The following is a 17268-nucleotide window of genomic DNA, read 5'->3' as shown; positions in this document are numbered from 1 at the left end:
TCCCGACATGGTTATACATATGGTCCTTCACTGTGAAAAACATGTCGACTGGCGTCATCAAGGCAATAATGAGGAATTGACGGCCAGTTATTATAAATATCGCCGGCTTGCCCAAGATTATTTCCCTGAATCAAAAAGAAAAATCGCCGACTCTCTAGCCCAGCTGTAAAATCTGGCACACGTTTGACATTGTACCGAAAAATTGCTTTCTTGTTGGCAAATACAATATTGATAATAAGGTCATACATTTATAGTAAAAGAAAATTAGGGCAAGTACCAGCCATATATCCGAATCATTTACGCTTAATATGAAACCATCTCCATATAATAGAGGTTATTCAATAGGCTGCTTATTCGGTGTCCCTGGTTTTCTTGGGTATTTTTTAGGAGTCTTCTTCACTTTTTTTACAGTAATGATGTTTCTTTCACTATTTTCCTCTGGCAATGTGAAAGGATGAATTTCTTCGATTTCTCCGCCTAATGTAAAAATGGCCTTTTTCCCTGTGTCCATTTCATCTTGTGCACTAGCCGCTTTCATGGCAATGAACGTCCCGTTTGGCTTAACAAGCGGCAAACATAGTTCACTTAAAACGGACATCCTGGCTACCGCTCTTGCCATGACAATATCATAGGATTCGCGATGCTCCGGTTTTTGGGCGAAGGTTTCCGCCCGGTCATGGTAGAAGGAAACTCCCTTTAATTGCAAGGACTCAGCAAGGTGATTCAAAAAAGAGATTCGCTTATTCAAAGAATCCACAATCGATACGTGGATATCAGGGAAACAAATCTTCAATGGAATACTCGGAAATCCGGCTCCAGCCCCAACATCGCAAATTCGATATGACTTGTTAAAGTCGAAATAGAAGGCTGCGCTGATTGAATCATAAAAATGCTTTAGATAAACTTCTTCCTTATTAGTGATGGCTGTTAAGTTCATCTTTTCGTTCCATTCCACCAATAATCGATAATAAGTGTCAAACTGATCAAGCTGGTGAGGAGAAAGCTCGATCCCTTTCTCCTGCAGTGCTTGTTGGAACTGTTCAATATTCATGTTTTCTTCAATCCTTTTCGGGTATTTCCATTACTGAGATACTCTGGCAATTTTACCTTGTTCCAAATAAACAAGCAAAATGGAAACATCAGCGGGATTCACACCGGAAATTCTTGAAGCCTGAGCTACTGATAGCGGGTGGACCTGCTTTAATTTTTGACGTGCTTCCGTTGCTAGACCAGAAATTGCATCATAATCGATATTCTCTGGAATCTTTTTATTCTCCATTTTTTTCAGGCGATCGACTTGCTGTAGAGATTTTTCGATATAACCTTCATACTTGATCTGGATTTCGACCTGTTCCGTCACTTCATCGCTCAGTTCGACATCACTTGGCGCCAACTTCTGAATATGGGAATAATCCATTTCAGGCCGTTTCAATAAATCAGAGGCACGGATTCCATCCTTCAACTCACTGCCGCCACTTGCTGTAATGATTTCTTGTACCTCTTTAGTCGGTTTGATGAAATTTGATTTTAGTCGTTCCTTTTCCATTTCAACCGCTTCTTTTTTCAAAAGGAAACGATTGTAGCGTTCTTCTTGGATCATTCCGATATTGAATCCAATTTCCGTTAAGCGCAAATCGGCATTATCATGACGCAATAATAAACGATATTCTGCTCGTGAAGTAAGCAATCGGTATGGTTCATTCGTACCTTTCGTTACAAGGTCATCAATGAGAACACCAATATAGGCATCCGAACGGCTTAAAATCAGTTCTTCTTTACCTATTGCGTTCAATCCTGCATTAATACCGGCCATCAATCCTTGTCCTGCTGCTTCCTCGTAGCCGGATGTCCCATTAATTTGGCCAGCAGTATACAGATTTTTGATTTTTTTCGTTTCCAGTGTAGGCCAAAGCTGCGTAGGAACGATAGCATCATATTCTATTGCATATCCAGCACGCATCATTTCCGCCTTTTCGAGGCCTGGAATGGTTTGTAGGATTTTCACTTGTACATCTTCAGGCAAACTGGTAGATAAACCTTGCACATAAACTTCCTTTGTATTGCGACCTTCAGGTTCCAGGAAGATTTGATGCCGTGGTTTATCATTAAAACGGACGACTTTATCTTCTATCGAAGGACAATAACGAGGTCCAGTTCCCTTTATCATTCCGGAATACATTGGTGAACGGTGTAGATTATCATCAATGAGCTGATGTGTCCCCTCATTCGTATACGTTAACCAGCAAGGTAATTGATCAGTGATGAACTTTGTGGTTTCATAAGAAAATGCACGTGGCACTTCATCACCAGGCTGAATTTCCGTTTTGCTGTAATCTATGGAAGAACTATTGACACGTGGTGGTGTTCCCGTTTTAAAACGGACCAAATCAAATCCTAACTGCTCTAAATGTTCAGATAGCCTGATGGAAGGCTGTTGATTATTAGGACCGCTTGAATATTTCAGTTCCCCTAATATGATTTCACCGCGTAAATATGTTCCCGTCGTTATTACGACAGTTTTCGCACGATACACCGCACCCGTTTTAGTGATTACACCCGTACAAACGTCATTTTCAACAATTAATTCTTCTACCATTCCCTGAATCAATGTCAAATTTTCTTGGTCTTCTATCGTCTTTTTCATTTCTTGTTGATAGAGAAATTTATCTGCCTGCGCCCGCAACGCTCGAACAGCCGGACCTTTAGCAGTATTCAGCATCCTCATTTGGATATGGGTCTTATCGATATTTTTTCCCATTTCACCGCCTAAAGCGTCAATTTCCCTAACAACTATACCTTTTGCCGGCCCACCAACGGACGGATTGCATGGCATAAAGGCGACCATATCCAAGTTAATGGTGATCATCAACGTTTTAGCTCCGACTCTTGCAGCTGCAAGGCCAGCTTCACTACCAGCATGACCAGCACCAATAACAATGACATCATAGCTACCTGCTTCGTATTGCATATCCTTTTCCTCCTTTTACGCTTATTTTCCTAAACAAAATTGTGAGAACAATTGGTTGATTAAATTATCCTGAACGCTTTCACCAATGATTTCTCCAAGAAGCTCCCATGCTTTCGTGAAATCAATTTGAACCAAATCAACCGGCGTACCCATTTCAATAGCTTCGATTGCGTCTTCGATTGACTGTAATGCCTGTCCTAGCAAGGCTATATGCCTGGCATTGGAAACATAGGTCAGGTCTCCCGTTTCTAAAGAACCCTCAAAAAATAGTGAAGCGATGGCTTCTTCCAATTCATCGACCCCTTTATCCTCAAGTAAAGAAGTGGAAACAACCTTATGGGATGCCGCCTTTTCCTTAACCTTTGCCAAATCGATTTTCTGTGGAAGGTCGGTTTTATTGATGATAACGATAACATCCATTCCCGCAACCGCTTGGAATAGTTTTTCATCTTCCGTTGTAAAATCATCGGAATAGTTCAATACAAGTAATATTAGATCAGCCTCTTTTAATACTGCACGGGACCGTTCAACTCCAATTCGTTCAACGATATCTTCCGTTTCGCGTATTCCTGCTGTATCGACAAGTTTAAGCGGTACACCGCGAACATTGACATACTCTTCAATTACATCACGTGTTGTACCTGGGATATCAGTGACAATCGCTTTATTCTCATGAACCAAGCTGTTCAGCAAAGAAGATTTTCCAACATTAGGGCGCCCTATGATAACCGTCGCAAGCCCATCCCGCAAGATTTTCCCTTGTTGGGCCGTGTGAAGCAGTTTCTCTATTTCAGTCTTCACATAACTGCCTTTTTCCAAAAATAAACGATGCGTCATTTCTTCGACATCATCATATTCCGGATAATCTATATTTACCTCGACTTGAGCGAGGGTCTGTAAAATTTCTTGACGTAGGTTTTGGATTAATTTCGAAAGCCGGCCTTCCATTTGACCTAATGCAACATTCATGGCTTTATCCGTTTTAGCCCGGATTAAATCCATAACGGCCTCAGCTTGAGAAAGATCGATCCTGCCATTCAAAAAAGCCCGTTTCGTAAATTCACCAGGTTCTGCTAAACGAGCACCTTGTGAGAGAATGAGCTGTAATACCCGATTGACCGAAACGATTCCACCGTGACAATTTATTTCAACTACATCTTCTCTTGTAAATGTCTTTGGACCCTTCATGACCGAAACCATGACTTCCTCTATGATTTCACCTGTTTTAGGCTGGATTAGGTGGCCATAATGAATCGTATGTGATTTCACTTCAAGCAATCCTTTTCCACCTGGTCCTTTAAAGATCCTATCGGCTATTTCTATGGCCTCATCACCGCTGATTCTAACGATGGCGATTGCCCCTTCCCCTAAGGGAGTAGAGATAGCGGTGATTGTATCGAATTCCATGCTTTCACCTCTTATATATTGATGTTTCTATTTTTTTCTGATAATAAAATCGTCGAATCCCTAAATTACTACAATACCACAGTATATTCATGAAAAAAAGTAGATACTCCTTCCTTTCAAGGGTTATCCACATGCAATGAATCCATATTCTGTAACATTCATTTTAACTTATCCACATGTGAATAACAAATATCGCCAGCCTCCCTTTATTCCATTCCCTTTTCTTTATCATGGGAATATAAAAAGAGTTGTCAGTTATTGTTGAATTATCCTTATATAAAAAGATATTCGACACACATCGATATTATGTCCTAAAAAAAAGAACCCCTGCTTTAAAGCAGAAGGTTCATTTGAGTGGAGTAATGACCAAATGGCGATATGGTTCCGTCCCACTTGAAGTTGTTTTTATTTTTGGATAATGCAGGAGAGCATTATGGATGACCTTACGTTCATAGGAAGGCATCGGCTCCAGTGAAACAGCCTTACCTGTTTTCTTGGCTTTAATTGCCATTCTTTCAGCCAATTGGATTAAAGTTTCATTGCGGCGATTTCGATAATCTTCTGCATCCACAGTAATATTCAAAAACTGCTTCGAATATCGATTTGCAACCAGCTGCGCTAAATACTGAAGGGAATTTAGTGTTTGACCCCTTTTTCCAATTAATAATGCTATTTTCTCACCTGATAAATGGAATGTTACGTTCTTACCTTTACGGTGGACATCAATTTCTGCATTGACTCCCATTTCCACGCTGACATTCTTCAAAAATTCAAGTGTCTCTTCAATGGGATCGGCAGGCAATGTCACATGGACAATTGCCTTCCTTGCACCAAATAAACCAAAAAATCCTTTTTTGCCTTCATCTTCTATTTCTATCTCCACGCGATCCTTAGTGCTGTTCAGTTGAGCTAAAGCTAAATTTACTGCTTCTTCGACAGATTGTCCTGTAGCAGTTACCTTTTTCACTTTTTCTTTGCCCCTCCCGCGTTTTCCGCAGCTGCTTTTCTAAGATCCGGACCTTTAATGAAATATGTTTGAACGATACCAAAAAGGTTACCTACTACCCAGTAAAGAGAAAGAGCAGCGGGGAAATTAATTGCAAAAACAACAATCATAATTGGCATGATGTAAAGCATCATCGTCATTTGTGCCGCCATTTGTGGATTGGAGTTCATTCCAGCCATGGACATTTTTTGCTGGATAAAAGTCGTAATACCAGCAACAACCGGTAAAACATAAAAAGGATCCGGGGAACCTAAATCAAACCAAAGAAAACTATGTAAAGCAATTTCTTCCGTACGGCTGATGGCATGGTAAAATCCGATCAAAATCGGCATTTGCACCACTATCGGCAAACATCCCGCCAATGGATTCACATTATATTTTGAAAATAAAGCCATTGTTTCTTGCTGTAGTTTTTGTTGTGTGGCAGCATCTTTTGAGCTGTATTTTGCTTGAAGTTCTTTCATCTCAGGCTGAATGGCCTGCATTGCTTTCGAGCTTTTCACCTGTTTGATCATTAGTGGAAGTAATGCTAAGCGAATGATTAATGTAACACCGATGATTCCCAAACCATAATTCTCGCCAAATGCTTCAGAAAGCCAAATGATCAGGGCTGATAATGGATAGACAATGTATGAATTCCAAAAACCTTCACTTTCCGCAGTAATAGGTTCTTTAATTTCCGTACACCCTGCTAACAGCATCATTATCGAGGCTAGTCCAATAATGAGTAATATTCGTTTTTTCAACCGTAATTTCCTCCTAACTGCAATCAATCTTTTTTGAAACAATTGTGAACTGTTTATTAGCAGATTTCAAGAATATGTAATCCACATTTTTCTACAGTTCCATAGGAATTTTCTATATTATCTTTTCTCAAGTAACTACATGATCCGAGGAATGCTTAGTATTCGATATAAAGGGGACTTTATTGTTTTTTCATTTTAAAGTTTAGTGATTTAGAACGTTTCAGGACGTGGATCAAGCTGCTTTTCACCTGGAAAAAGTCCATCTCCGCCGCTGGTTTTCGAGCAATCACAATATAATCCTTACCCTCTTCTATATCTTCTTTCAATTCCAAAAACGCTTGCCGTATGTATCTTTTAATTTGGTTCCTTACAACGGCGTTCCCGATTTTTTTACTGACTGAAAGGCCGATCCGAAAATAATCCTGACCTGGCTTTTCAAGGACATAGACAACGAATTGCCGATTAGCAGAAGATTCACCTTTTTTAAAAACAAGCTGAAATTCATCCTCTTTCTTAATCCTTAACTTTTTTTTCATTTTTACACCTTCATTACATGAATTGAGTCTCAGTAAATCCCTTATTTTGCGAAAAAAGACCACTGAGACTTTTCAGTGGTCTATGCAGATAATACTTTTCTGCCCTTACGGCGACGTGCTGCGATTACTCTACGTCCGTTTTTCGTGCTCATACGTGCACGGAAACCGTGAACTTTACTATGTTTGCGGTTATTCGGTTGATAAGTTCTTTTCATTATATGACACCTCCCTGAGGAATAACAGTTAAAGACAGTCTTTACAATTATATAGATGGAGGTTTCTACTTGTCAACCTCATCCAAAAAAATATTTCTTTTTAATGCTCAATGTCCAGTAGGTCTTTTTTTACTACCTAGCCTATTGTAAATGATTTTGCTCCGAACTGATATAGAAATTTTTGGGGAGAGGAAAATTTCCATCGATTCATCCACGAATAAATATATGAGATTCCCGAGGTATCTTCAATTGACCGACTAGCATTCGACATAATTTGGACGAACCTAAACCATCTTCAATATGTAGCATTCGATTTTTATCAATGTAGGTTTTCCAGCTTGAACAACTTAGTTCATCCAAAAATAAAATTAAATTAATCCAACTCATAATCATGGTCTGTGGATAAAATTCGACATGTTTTTTTCTATCCACAACCCAATTTATAGACTTTTGCACATAACAATAGCCTGTGGAAAAGTTTTTCCCACAGGCTCGGTAAGTTGTGGATAAAGTTTTCTAACCCATTGCAAGACGCCTGAATTTCTGATATTATATTTGTGTTTTCACTCTGAATAACTTTATCAACAGGTAACGGTTATCCACAGACTGTGTATAACATGTGGATAGCTTATTCGACCTGTGTATATTAATCTGTCCACAGATGGTGGATATTGTCGAAAACCCTTTTTTCTTCTTTATTATATATTTCTCAAAATACCTGTTGATGAATAAACATCCAAATCTACACCGGCTTACCAGATGTAGTCTGTACAAAGGTTGTACAGCGCAAGATATAGTTTTAGGGACTTCACATTACACAACACAAAAATCCCTTATACAGCTCACCGAACCTTTGCTGTCAAAATTTATATAAAGACGGCAATCGATGAGTTTATTTGTGCCTATACATTTTAGAAACTATTATTAAAAATATTTTGCAAAGGAGGGATAAGTTTGGATAATATCGATAGCCTCTGGAACCAGGCGCTCGGAAAAATCGAAAAAAAAATCAGTAAACCAAGCTTTGAAACTTGGCTTAAATCCACCAAGGCCTATTTACTGCAGGGTGATACATTAACAGTCACCGCTCCCAATGAATTTGCCAGGGATTGGCTTGAAGAACGCTATTCCCATCTTATTTCTGATGTATTGTTTGAGCTTACAGGTGAGGAATTGGAAGCAAAATTCATCATTCCCCCCAATCAAGAAGATGATGATTTTACCGTTCCTGTTCAGCCTAAAAAGATTAAGAAACGGGATAAAGAGCATGCTGCATTTCCACAGCATATGCTGAATGCGAAAAATACCTTCGATACATTTGTCATCGGCTCCGGCAATCGTTTTGCCCATGCCGCGTCTCTCGCTGTCGCAGAAGCTCCAGCCAAAGCTTATAATCCCTTATTTATATACGGAGGCGTAGGCCTTGGGAAAACTCATTTAATGCATGCAATCGGGCATTATGTTCTTGAGCATAATCCAAATGCAAAGGTCGTTTATTTATCGTCTGAAAAATTCACGAATGAATTCATAAACTCCATCCGGGATAATAAAGCTGGGGAATTTCGAGATAGATACCGGAGTGTAGATGTTTTATTAATTGATGATATTCAATTTCTTGCGGGAAAAGAACAAACCCAAGAAGAGTTTTTCCATACATTCAATGCGTTGCATGAAGAAAGCAAACAGATCGTCATTTCCAGTGACCGTCCACCAAAAGAGATCCCTACACTTGAGGATCGCCTCCGTTCCAGGTTTGAGTGGGGTTTGATCACGGATATCACACCTCCTGATCTAGAAACGCGGATTGCCATTTTGCGTAAAAAGGCAAAAGCTGAGGGTCTTGATATCCCGAATGAAGTCATGCTCTATATTGCCAACCAAATCGATTCCAATATTCGTGAACTTGAGGGTGCACTTATTCGTGTCGTCGCTTATTCTTCATTAATTAATAAAGATATAAATGCCGATTTGGCAGCTGAAGCATTAAAAGACATCATCCCAAGCTCAAAGCCTAAAATAATCACCATCTTAGAAATCCAGAAGACGGTCGGTGAACATTATAGTGTCAAACTTGAGGATTTCAAGGCGAAAAAACGGACTAAATCCGTAGCCTTTCCAAGACAGATTGCCATGTATCTTTCCAGGGAATTAACGGACTCATCCCTGCCTAAGATAGGAGATGAATTTGGAGGTCGCGATCATACGACCGTTATCCATGCGCATGAAAAGATTTCTAAACTCATGCAAACGGATACCCAGCTTCAACGTCAGGTTAAAGAAATACAGGACCAGCTGAGGGTATAATCGATTCTGGATATTGTGTATAACTGACGACTACTTACACACAGTCTGTCCACAAGTGGATAGACTGTTTTTCCTTAGGTTGAGTGGACTTATCCACATATCAACAGGCCCTACTACTATTACTACTATCTTTTTTAATAAAAATTATTAATAAATATGCCTATTCGGCAATAAAAAAATTGGAGGATGAAACATGAGATTTATAATCCAAAGAGATCGATTAGTTCATAGTGTCCAAGAAGTAATGAAAGCAGTCACATCAAGGACGACGATTCCGATTCTGACGGGAATAAAAATAAGCGTTACTAGTGAAGGTGTCACTCTAACAGGAAGTGACTCAGATATCTCCATCCAATCATTCATCCCAGCTGAAGTTGACGGAGATGAGATTGTTGAAGTTAAAAGTAGCGGCGGTATTGTACTTAATGCCCGTTTTTTCAGTGAAATTGTCAAAAAGCTACCGATGGATACTGTAGAAATTGAAGTGGAAAACAACTTTCAAACGATTATCCGCTCAGGTAAAGCTGAATTTAATCTAAATGGACTAGATCCTGAGGAATATCCACATCTTCCGATCATTGAAGAAGAAAATATTTTCAAACTTCCAACGGATCTTTTAAAGACCCTTATTCGCCAAACGGGTTTTGCAGTGTCCACGTCAGAAACACGTCCCATCTTGACAGGTGTAAACTTAAAGGTTCAAGATGACGAATTGACCTGTATTGCAACAGATAGTCATAGGCTGGCCATGAGAACAGCCAAAATAGAAAATAAAATTACAGGGACTTATAGCGTTGTAATCCCAGGTAAAAGTCTGAATGAGTTGAGTAAAATCCTTGATGATACAAACGAACTCATTGAGATCGTCATTACCGACAACCAAGTACTTTTCAAAGCTGAAAATTTACTATTTTTCTCAAGACTTCTTGAAGGGAATTATCCTGATACATCACGCTTGATTCCATCAGATAGTAAAACGGATGTGATTGTTCATACTAAAGATTTTCTCCAAGCTATCGATAGGGCTTCTTTATTGGCGAGAGAAGGAAGAAATAATGTCGTCAAATTGACAACCCTGGAAGGCCGTATAATCGAAGTCTCTTCCAATACCCCTGAAATTGGTAAAGTAATTGAAGAGGTTCAGGCAGAAGCCATTGAAGGTGAAGATCTGAAAATCTCATTCAGTGCCAAATTTGTAATGGATGCTTTAAAGGCATTGGAAGGTTCCGATATAAAAATTAATTTCACCGGTGCAATGCGACCGTTCGTCATTCGTCCACTACATGATGATTCCATGCTGCAATTAATTCTGCCGGTAAGGACTTATTAAGCAAAAATAATATTTCAAAAAAATTAAAGGCTTGTTTAGCAGGCCTTTAATTTTTTTATTTTTAACATAGGTTCCCAAAGGGTTTTTAGGGTTTTTTAAATACCGTACGGAACTCAGAACCGCTAAAAACAAGAGCTGAAAAAGCTATACTTTGTCTTAATGGGATTAATTTAGTAAAATGAAGTATTAAAAGACTACTTGGAAATGAGTGAAGCATGAAATGGACTCCATAAAAATCAGCACAGAATATATTACACTAGGACAATTCTTGAAATTGGCCGATTTAATCCAAAGCGGCGGAATGTCAAAATGGTTCTTAAGTGAATACGAAGTTTACATTAATGGCGAATTAGACGTGAGAAGAGGCAGAAAATTAAGATCAGGTGATAAAATAGAAATTCCTGGATTTGGCACCTACACAATTACAAGCTAAAACATAAGGGAAGAGCGGAATATGTATATTGAAAATATAAGTTTGAGAAATTACCGCAACTATACCGAACTGAATCTGACTTTTGAAAATAAAGTCAACGTAATCCTCGGCGAAAATGCTCAGGGGAAAACAAATGTCATGGAATCCATTTTCGTTTTAGCAATGGCAAAATCTCATCGTACCTCAAATGATAAAGAACTTATTCGCTGGGATGAAGAGTATGCTAAAATAGAAGGAAGAGTTAGAAAGAGAAATACCTCAATACCACTTGAGCTGACCATTTCAAAAAAAGGGAAAAAGGCGAAGTGCAACCATATTGAACAAAGAAAGTTGAGTCAATATGTAGGAAATATGAATGTGGTCATGTTTGCGCCTGAGGATCTAAACCTTGTAAAGGGGAGTCCTTTAGTCAGACGCCGTTTTATAGATATGGAAATTGGCCAGGTTTCTCCCGTATACCTTCATGATATGAGCCAATATCATAAAATACTTCAACAAAGAAATCATTACTTAAAGCTTCTGCAGACCCGGAAACAAACGGATACGACAATGCTTGACGTGTTAACTGACCAATTTATTCAGTATGCAGCGAAAATTGTCGAAAGAAGGTACGAGTTTCTTTTAAAGCTCCAGCAATGGGCAGAGCCGATTCACTCGGGGATCTCCAGAAATCTAGAAGTATTGAAAATCCAATATAAACCGTCGCTTGATGTATCAGAATCTATGGATTTGACGAAAATGATAGAAGTATACACAGAAAAATTTGATAAAATAAAAACAAGGGAAATTGAACGGGGTGTAACACTGGTAGGTCCTCATCGTGACGACCTGGTTTTTTTTGTGAATGACCGTGATGTCCAGACATATGGTTCACAAGGACAACAACGTACAACTGCCCTGTCATTGAAACTTGCCGAAATTGAGCTGATCCATGAAGAAATCGGCGAGTATCCCATTTTATTATTGGATGATGTGTTATCGGAACTTGACGATTTCCGTCAATCCCATTTACTGAATACGATACAAGGGAAAGTGCAAACATTTGTGACGACACCCTCCGTTGATGGAATCGATCATCAAACCCTAAGAGAAGCGTCCACCTTTTATGTTAGTCAAGGAAGTATAAAAAAGGTTAAATGATGAGGTGAATGAATGTATCTCCATATTGGTGAAGACATTCTTGTGAAAACGGACGATGTCATAGCCATTTTAGATAAGAAGCTGCTCCAGGCTTCTCCAATTATGAGTGAATTTCTGGAGAAAAAGTCTGATGTAACTTACCATTTAGCAAAAAACTCGGTTAAATCGATTGTGGTGACGGATAAACAGGTCTATTATTCACCGCTTGCATCGTCCACTTTAAAAAAGCGTTCAATGCAGCCATCGTTCTTGATCGATGATATAGATATTCTTTGAATTGTAGCCATAACGTAATAATTACTCCTGAAAAATTGATAAATGCCAAAAGAAAAGTGTAGGTGATACGTATGACAATGGAACAAAAAGAAGTACAAGCTCAGGCATACGATGAGAATCAGATACAGGTTTTAGAAGGCTTAGAAGCAGTTCGTAAACGTCCGGGGATGTATATCGGTACTACCTCTGCAAAAGGACTTCACCATCTTGTTTGGGAAATTGTCGATAATAGTATCGATGAGGCACTAGCTGGTTTCTGTACTGAAATCAAAGTGACGATCGAAGAAGACAATAGCATAACAGTAGTCGATAATGGTCGGGGTATTCCAGTAGGTATCCATGAAAAAATGGGACGGCCAGCTGTAGAAGTAATTATGACGGTCCTTCATGCGGGCGGTAAATTTGGCGGCGGAGGTTACAAGGTCTCCGGTGGTCTGCATGGTGTGGGAGCTTCAGTAGTAAATGCTTTATCCACGGTATTGGAAGTTTATGTTCATCGTGAAGGAAAAATCCATTATCAGCAATTCAACCGTGGGGTTCCTAAAGAAGATTTGAAAGTTATCGGGGAAACCGATCATACAGGTACGACTGTACACTTCATTCCTGATGGTCAAATTTTCACGGAATCCTTGGAATATGATTTTGATACATTAGCCACACGTATCCGTGAGCTTGCGTTCCTGAATAAAGGCTTGAAACTGATCATTGAAGATAAACGTGAAGAGGAAGAGAAAATCAGGGAATACCACTATGAGGGCGGCATCAAATCTTATGTCGAGCATTTGAACCGTTCAAAAGAGGTCCTTCATGAGGAACCGATTTTCATGGAAGGCGAGAAAGATGGAATCTCTGTTGAATTAGCATTGCAATATAATGACAGCTATATCAGTAATGTCTTTTCTTTTGCTAATAATATCCATACTTATGAAGGCGGTACACATGAATCAGGATTCAAGACTGCTTTGACCCGTGTCATCAATGATTATGCTCGGAAAAATAGTCTTTTAAAAGAAGCCGATTCCAATTTCTCCGGTGAAGATGTCCGGGAAGGTCTAACGGCAATCATTTCGATTAAGCATCCTGAACCACAATTTGAAGGTCAGACGAAAACCAAACTGGGAAACTCTGAAGTAAGGACGGTTACTGATTCCATCCTTTCGGAACGGCTTGATTCTTTCTTATACGAAAATCCTGCAGTGGCCAGAAAAATTATAGATAAAGGGCTTATGGCAGCAAGAGCCCGTATGGCAGCCAAGAAAGCCCGTGAATTGACACGAAGGAAAAGTGCTTTGGAAGTATCCAATCTACCGGGGAAATTGGCAGATTGTTCATCTAAGGATCCGGCTATCAGCGAATTGTACATCGTTGAAGGAAACTCGGCGGGAGGCTCTGCTAAACAAGGAAGGGACCGCCATTTCCAAGCCATTTTGCCGCTAAGAGGTAAAATCCTGAATGTTGAAAAAGCACGATTGGATAGAATCCTGCACAATGAAGAAATAGGTACGATCATCACAGCACTTGGAACAGGCATTGGTGATGAATTCAATATTGAAAAGGCTAGATACCATAAAATTGTTATCATGACCGATGCGGATGTGGATGGTGCCCATATCAGAACGTTGATGTTGACATTCTTCTACCGTTATATGAGAAAAATTATCGAGTATGGATATATATATATTGCTCAGCCGCCACTTTTCAAAATTCAGCAAGGGAAAAAAGTGGATTATGCCTATAATGATCGGCAGCTTGAAGAAATCATGGCTAGTATGCCAAGTACTCCAAAGCCTAACCTGCAGCGTTATAAAGGGCTGGGGGAAATGAATCCAGAGCAATTGTGGGAAACGACCATGAACCCAGATACAAGAACTCTACTTCAAGTCAGTTTGAAAGATGCTGCCGAGGCAGATGAGACTTTCGAGATGTTGATGGGTGACAAGGTGGAACCGCGACGTAACTTCATTGAAGAAAATGCAATTTATGTAAAAAATCTCGATATCTGATTTTTTGACAGGATGCTTTTTACATCCTGTTCTTTACATAGTGCACGTACAGTTAAAACTAAATGAGAGTATAAGCTTTTTATAGGAGGTTGGCTCCATGTCAGAAAATGAAAGATCAGGTGTGAAAGAAATAAATATAAGTACCGAGATGCGGACATCATTTTTGGATTACGCGATGAGCGTAATCGTGTCTCGGGCTTTGCCTGATGTAAGGGACGGTTTAAAACCGGTACACCGAAGAATTCTTTATGCAATGAATGATCTTGGAATGACTTCGGATAAACCATTTAAAAAATCAGCCCGTATTGTAGGGGAAGTTATCGGTAAATATCACCCGCATGGTGATTCTGCCGTATATGAAACGATGGTACGGATGGCGCAGCCTTTTAACTATCGTTATATGCTTGTCGATGGTCACGGGAATTTTGGTTCGGTTGATGGAGACCAAGCTGCCGCAATGAGGTATACAGAAGCAAGAATGTCGAAGATCTCGATGGAGTTACTTCGCGATTTAAATAAAGATACGGTTAATTTCCAGGATAACTACGATGGTTCAGAAAGAGAACCAGCCGTTATGCCAGCCCGTTTCCCGAACTTGTTAGTGAATGGTTCATCAGGTATAGCAGTAGGGATGGCAACCAATATTCCACCCCATCAATTAGGTGAGGTAATTGACGGCGTATTGGCTTTAAGCAAGAATCCTGAAATTACAATTCCAGAGTTGATGGAATATATCCCTGGTCCGGATTTCCCGACCGCCGGTTTAATTTTAGGACGAAGCGGAATCAGGAAGGCCTATGAAACTGGAAAAGGGTCAATCATTCAACGGGCGAGAGTCGAGATTGAAGAAAAACCTAATGGAAAACAGGTAATCCTTGTTAAAGAAATCCCTTATCAAGTAAATAAAGCAAGATTGATTGAAAAAATTGCAGAACTTGCTCGAGATAAGAAAATCGAAGGCATTACCGATTTACGGGATGAATCGGATCGTAATGGCATGCGTATCGTAATGGAGCTTCGAAAGGATGTTAATGCAAATGTCCTTTTAAACAACCTGTATAAGCATACTGCAATGCAGACAACCTTCGGAATCAATCTACTTGCTTTGGTGGACGGTCAGCCTAAAGTGTTGAATTTAAAACAATGCCTACACTATTACTTAGAGCATCAGCAGGTAGTCATACGGCGTAGGACTGAATTTGAATTACGGAAAGCGGAAGCCCGTGCTCATATTTTGGAAGGTTTGCGCATTGCACTTGATAATTTGGATGCGGTCATTTCATTAATCCGTGGTTCCCAAACGACGGAAATTGCCCGTGAAGGCTTAATGACACAATTTTCGCTTTCCGAGAAACAGGCGCAAGCTATCCTGGATATGCGTTTACAACGTTTGACAGGTCTGGAACGTGAAAAAATAGAAGATGAGTATCAGGCTTTAATGGCTATAATTGCAGAATATAAAGCCATTCTTGCTGATGAGGAAAAGGTTCTTGAAATTATTCGTGAAGAGCTTCTTGAAATTAAAGAACGTTTTGATGATAAACGGAGAACTGAAATCACATTGGCCGGCTTTGAAAGCCTTGAAGATGAGGATTTAATTCCAGAGGAAAATATAATCGTGACACTGACGCATAACGGTTATATTAAACGCTTGCCTGCAACCACGTACCGCAGTCAAAAACGCGGAGGGCGCGGGATACAGGGTATGGGAACGAATACAGATGACTTTGTCGGTCACTTGTTAACCACTTCGACTCATGACACTCTATTATTCTTCACTAACAAAGGTAAGGTCTATCGTTCCAAAGGATATGAAATACCTGAATATGGTAGGACGGCAAAAGGGTTGCCGCTTATCAACTTGTTGGAAGTCGATAAAGGTGAGTGGGTCAATGCAATCATACCGGTGAAGGAATTTGCTGACGATTGGTATTTATTCTTCACGACCAGACATGGGATATCGAAGCGTACACCTTTGTCGTCGTTTGCAAATATCCGTAATAACGGTTTAATTGCCCTAGGTTTACGTGAAGATGATGAATTGATTTCTGTCCGTCTTACGAATGGAGAGAAGCAAATCATAATTGGAACGAAAGCCGGGATGATGATTCGTTTCCCTGAGACGGATGTACGGACAATGGGACGTACTGCAGCGGGAGTGAAAGGGATTTCCTTAAGGGCCAATGATGAAGTGGTCGGCATGGAAATTCTTGAAGATGATGAAGAAGTCCTTATCGTTACGAAAAACGGCTATGGAAAACGGACCTCTGCGGAAGAGTACCGTATTCAAAGCCGTGGAGGCAAAGGGATAAAAACATGTAATGTCACTGAGAAAAATGGTGAACTTATAGCTGTGAAAACAGTAATGGGTGAAGATGAGGATTTGATGCTGATTACAGCAGCTGGTGTATTAATCCGAATGGAAGTCGAAGGCATTTCTAAAACGGGACGTAACACACAGGGTGTTAAGCTCATCCGACTCGAATCCGCAGATAATGAATATGTTTCTACGGTAGCCATCGTTGGAAGAGAAGAAGAAGAAGAAATAGATATGGATACAGAACAGGGTCCAACAATAGATACCAATTCTGATTCTGATTCGGAACCTACTGTAATCGAAGAAAATGAAGTAACTGAAAAAGATACGGAAGAATAATTATTCCATAAAAAAAGACCCTGGCAATTATGCTGGGTCTTTTTTTTGTATTAGATGCTTTTACAAAAAAATATACTACAGTGCTTGGGTGTGGGTAAAAATTCTTATGATTTCAAGTAAATTAAAGATTGTAATGCTAATAAATTGAATTTTTTTAGGGATTTAATCGAAGGCTGCATACTCTCGAAAGAGATTAGAGGTCTTTCGGACCGCCTGTATGAAAAAACAATATTGACCAAGGGGTTAAT

14 protein-coding genes are annotated in these 17268 nt (G+C 39.6%); 7 read left to right on the top strand and 7 right to left on the bottom strand.

The genetic code is table 11. From position 1 onward, the window contains the following. Positions 1-334: 334 nt before the first annotated feature. The 7 genes from rsmG to rpmH form a co-directional block, all read right to left on the bottom strand. A complete protein-coding gene (rsmG, locus tag QUF86_RS05545) occupies positions 335-1051 on the bottom strand; it encodes a 16S rRNA (guanine(527)-N(7))-methyltransferase RsmG (RefSeq protein ID WP_125159987.1) in 717 nt (238 codons plus the stop codon). Between the two features lie 30 nt (positions 1052-1081). Beyond that, entirely contained in the window at positions 1082-2968 is a 1887-nt protein-coding gene (gene mnmG / locus QUF86_RS05540; RefSeq protein WP_289314134.1) for a tRNA uridine-5-carboxymethylaminomethyl(34) synthesis enzyme MnmG, read from the bottom strand. Positions 2969-2989: 21 nt separating this feature from the next. Then, complete coding sequence (gene mnmE / locus QUF86_RS05535; protein WP_289333763.1) at positions 2990-4375, bottom strand: tRNA uridine-5-carboxymethylaminomethyl(34) synthesis GTPase MnmE; 1386 nt, start codon at positions 4373-4375, stop codon at positions 2990-2992. A 346-nt stretch (positions 4376-4721) separates the two neighbouring features. Beyond that, positions 4722-5342 (bottom strand): RNA-binding cell elongation regulator Jag/EloR, encoded by a 621-nt coding sequence (gene jag / locus QUF86_RS05530; RefSeq protein ID WP_289314132.1) that lies wholly within the window; start codon positions 5340-5342, stop codon positions 4722-4724. Continuing rightward, positions 5339-6127: a YidC family membrane integrase SpoIIIJ gene (gene spoIIIJ / locus QUF86_RS05525; protein ID WP_289333761.1), complete on the bottom strand. Its 789-nt coding sequence runs from the start codon at positions 6125-6127 to the stop codon at positions 5339-5341. The genes jag and spoIIIJ overlap by 4 nt, the downstream gene beginning before the upstream one ends. A gap of 179 nt (positions 6128-6306) precedes the next feature. Beyond that, positions 6307-6663, bottom strand: coding sequence for a ribonuclease P protein component (rnpA, locus tag QUF86_RS05520; protein ID WP_063234313.1), 357 nt, complete (start codon positions 6661-6663; stop codon positions 6307-6309). Positions 6664-6743: 80 nt separating this feature from the next. Then, positions 6744-6878, bottom strand: coding sequence for a 50S ribosomal protein L34 (gene rpmH / locus QUF86_RS05515; protein ID WP_034316183.1), 135 nt, complete (start codon positions 6876-6878; stop codon positions 6744-6746). A gap of 954 nt (positions 6879-7832) precedes the next feature. Between rpmH and dnaA the strand changes: the two genes are divergently transcribed. From dnaA to gyrA, 7 genes are all read left to right on the top strand, one after another. Continuing rightward, entirely contained in the window at positions 7833-9182 is a 1350-nt protein-coding gene (dnaA, locus tag QUF86_RS05510) for a chromosomal replication initiator protein DnaA (RefSeq protein ID WP_289314130.1), read from the top strand. Positions 9183-9375: 193 nt separating this feature from the next. Beyond that, positions 9376-10512 carry a DNA polymerase III subunit beta gene (gene dnaN / locus QUF86_RS05505; RefSeq protein WP_289314129.1) on the top strand — a complete coding sequence of 379 codons (1137 nt, stop codon included), beginning with the start codon at positions 9376-9378 and terminating at the stop codon, positions 10510-10512. Between the two features lie 220 nt (positions 10513-10732). After that, positions 10733-10945, top strand: a complete 213-nt coding sequence (gene yaaA, locus QUF86_RS05500; protein ID WP_289314128.1) for a S4 domain-containing protein YaaA — start codon at positions 10733-10735, stop codon at positions 10943-10945. Positions 10946-10966: 21 nt separating this feature from the next. Continuing rightward, positions 10967-12085 (top strand): DNA replication/repair protein RecF, encoded by a 1119-nt coding sequence (recF, locus tag QUF86_RS05495; RefSeq protein ID WP_053348304.1) that lies wholly within the window; start codon positions 10967-10969, stop codon positions 12083-12085. 12 nt (positions 12086-12097) lie between these two features. Beyond that, positions 12098-12361: an extracellular matrix regulator RemB gene (gene remB, locus QUF86_RS05490; RefSeq protein WP_289314127.1), complete on the top strand. Its 264-nt coding sequence runs from the start codon at positions 12098-12100 to the stop codon at positions 12359-12361. Between the two features lie 77 nt (positions 12362-12438). Next, entirely contained in the window at positions 12439-14364 is a 1926-nt protein-coding gene (gene gyrB, locus QUF86_RS05485; RefSeq protein ID WP_289318248.1) for a DNA topoisomerase (ATP-hydrolyzing) subunit B, read from the top strand. Between the two features lie 97 nt (positions 14365-14461). After that, the gene (gene gyrA / locus QUF86_RS05480) at positions 14462-17020 is read left to right on the top strand and encodes a DNA gyrase subunit A (RefSeq protein ID WP_289333760.1); all 2559 of its coding nucleotides are present in this window, start codon (positions 14462-14464) and stop codon (positions 17018-17020) included. Positions 17021-17268: the final 248 nt, after the last annotated feature.

It is taken from the genome of Peribacillus sp. NJ11 (genome assembly GCF_030348405.1).
Classification (GTDB): Bacteria; Bacillota; Bacilli; order Bacillales; family DSM-1321; genus Peribacillus.
This window is presented reverse-complemented; position numbering and strand designations above follow the sequence as displayed.

Bases quoted from the DNA above. Each gene is read 5' to 3' on its own strand.
- dnaN (WP_289314129.1), top strand. From the start codon at position 9,376: ATGAGATTTATAATCCAAAGAGATCGATTAGTTCATAGTGTCCAAGAA.
- yaaA (WP_289314128.1), top strand. From the start codon at position 10,733: ATGGACTCCATAAAAATCAGCACAGAATATATTACACTAGGACAATTC.
- rnpA (WP_063234313.1), bottom strand. From the start codon at position 6,663: ATGAAAAAAAAGTTAAGGATTAAGAAAGAGGATGAATTTCAGCTTGTT.
- remB (WP_289314127.1), top strand. From the start codon at position 12,098: ATGTATCTCCATATTGGTGAAGACATTCTTGTGAAAACGGACGATGTC.
- gyrA (WP_289333760.1), top strand. From the start codon at position 14,462: ATGTCAGAAAATGAAAGATCAGGTGTGAAAGAAATAAATATAAGTACC.
- rsmG (WP_125159987.1), bottom strand. From the start codon at position 1,051: ATGAATATTGAACAGTTCCAACAAGCACTGCAGGAGAAAGGGATCGAG.
- gyrB (WP_289318248.1), top strand. From the start codon at position 12,439: ATGGAACAAAAAGAAGTACAAGCTCAGGCATACGATGAGAATCAGATA.
- mnmE (WP_289333763.1), bottom strand. From the start codon at position 4,375: ATGGAATTCGATACAATCACCGCTATCTCTACTCCCTTAGGGGAAGGG.
- mnmG (WP_289314134.1), bottom strand. From the start codon at position 2,968: ATGCAATACGAAGCAGGTAGCTATGATGTCATTGTTATTGGTGCTGGT.
- rpmH (WP_034316183.1), bottom strand. From the start codon at position 6,878: ATGAAAAGAACTTATCAACCGAATAACCGCAAACATAGTAAAGTTCAC.
- recF (WP_053348304.1), top strand. From the start codon at position 10,967: ATGTATATTGAAAATATAAGTTTGAGAAATTACCGCAACTATACCGAA.